2 protein-coding genes are annotated in these 2050 nt (G+C 74.7%); one reads left to right on the top strand and one right to left on the bottom strand.

Annotated features, from left to right (window positions below; translation table 11 throughout):
- The coding region (locus AXW62_RS37260; RefSeq protein ID WP_159061046.1) for a serine/threonine-protein kinase at nt 1-878 on the bottom strand (878 nt) is incomplete at its 3' end.
- Nucleotides 879-1414: 536 nt separating this feature from the next.
- On the opposite strand from AXW62_RS37260, the gene AXW62_RS37255 reads away from it, so the two are divergent.
- A partial coding sequence (locus tag AXW62_RS37255; RefSeq protein WP_159061045.1) for an FHA domain-containing protein occupies nt 1415-2050 on the top strand: 636 nt, incomplete at its 3' end.

The following is a 2050-nucleotide window of genomic DNA, read 5'->3' as shown; positions in this document are numbered from 1 at the left end:
GCCTCGGCCTGCGCGGGCGAGGCGTGCACCCCGACACCGGCCGCGACCACGCGCAGCGCGCGGGCCAGGTTCTCGGCGCTGGGCCGCTCCTCGGGCCGCTTGCGCAGACAGCGCTCTATGACGGTCCACAGCGGCTCGGGCACGGTCGAGGGGCGGCGCGGCTCCTCGCTGAGGTGGCGGTGGAGCACCTCGAGCGCGGTGTTGCCGGCGAACGGCGGACGGCCGGTGACCAGCTCGTAGAGCATGATGCCGGCGCCGTAGATGTCCACCGCGGAGGTCTGCGGACGGCCCTCGGCGGACTCCGGCGCCACATAGGCGGGGGTGCCGACGAACTCCTGGGTGCGGGTGAGGCCGGGTGAGTCGGCGAGGCGCGCGATGCCGAAGTCCGTCAGCATCGGGTGCATCTCCTCGCCCTCGCCGGTGCCCGCGAGCAGCACGTTGGCGGGCTTGAGGTCGCGGTGCACGACGCCGTCGGCGTGGCTGGCGGCGAGCGCGTCGGCGATCTGGGCGGTGAGGAGGGAGGCGGCGACCGGGGTGAGCGGGCCGTTGCTGCGCAGATAGTGGTGCAGATCCGGGCCGTCGATCAGGTCCATGACCAGGGCCAGCAGATCGCCCTCGACCACCAGGTCACGGGTGCGGACGATGTTGGGGTGGGTGAGCCGGAGCAGCACCGAGCGCTCGCGGAGGAAGCGCATCACGATGTCCGCGTCGTTCGCGAGCTCCTCCTTGAGGACCTTGATCGCGACGGTCTCGCCGGGCTGCCCGGCCACGGCGGCCTCGGCCCCCGCCGTCTCCCGCTGGCGGGCTCGCCAGACGGTGCCCGTGGCTCCGCGCCCGAGCGGCTCCTCGAGCAGGTACTTGCTGCCTACCGGCCGCACGTCATGCGCTCCCTGATCGTGGTCTTACATCGGTGGTCTGCGATGGATTCGCCGGACGCGTCCGCCGGACGCGTCCGCTGTGGGTCAGCTGTGGTCAGCTGTGGGGTCCAGCTCGACCGTCTGCGTGTGGTGCTCGTCCGCCCCACTGTAATGGGGACGCGGGGTGAGCCCCATCCGATCACCACACGATGCCGGCGCGGGGGAAGACGTGGGATCCGGGCAGATGGTTGCCGGGGTCGGTCCGACCCGCTCCCTCAAGCACCACCGGGCGTCCCAAGAGCGGCCGTTCCGGTCGCAATCAGCCAGTTTCGGCCGACTAGCCGACCAATCAAGATCATGTAACGGCGGGCGGCGGGCGAAGTGTCGGCGGCAGGTGCGAAGATGCAGGCGGCACGGAAGCGCCGAGCGCCGGGGGACTCACGCTCCGTGACCCGTACGACCCCGTACGGACCTGTACGTGCCGAAGGGCCTGGGGGCGGTGGTGGGGGCCGGCAACCTCCGCCCGGCCCCCCGGACAGAAGGGACCGTTGACGGCGATGCAGATTCGGCTGACCGTCCTCGGGCCGCGCAGCGCCCACCCGGGCCGTTCCGGCCACCATCCTGCGCCCGCGTCCGCCCCGCACGCCCCCATGGGCGCGGTGGACGTCCTGGTCACCGCCCCCGTCGGCACGGCCCTCGCCTCGGTGGCCGGCGGGCTCGCCGACGCGGTCGCCGCGGCCGGGTACGAGGCGGGGGGCGGCGGCGCGGGCGGCGCCGTGGTGCTGTACGCGGGGGGCCGGCGGCTGGACCCGCAGCGCTGCGCGCTGGGCGAGCCGCCGCTGGTGGACGGCGCGGTGCTCTCCCTCCAGGGCCCGGCCGACCCCGACTCCGACCACTACCCCGGCTATCCGGGCCTGCCGGACGCCGCCGTCGCCGACGCCACGGTCCATCTGGACGTGGTCGCGGGGCCCGACGCGGGCGGCGTCCACCTGCTCCACGGCGGCCAGGTACGCATCGGCCGCTCCGCCGACGCGGACGTCCCCCTGGACGACCCCGACGTCTCCCGGCTGCACTGCGCGGTGACGGTCGCCGAGGACGGCCGCGTGACCATCGCCGACCTCGGCTCGACCAACGGCACCGCCGCCGACGGGGTCCCCGTGGGCGCCCGCCCGGTGCCGCTGGCGCCGGGGGCG

This window comes from Streptomyces hygroscopicus subsp. hygroscopicus, assembly GCF_001553455.1.
Lineage (GTDB): Bacteria > Actinomycetota > Actinomycetes > Streptomycetales > Streptomycetaceae > Streptomyces > Streptomyces hygroscopicus.
Note: the sequence above shows the minus strand (reverse complement) of the source record. Positions and strands in the feature narration are given on the sequence as shown.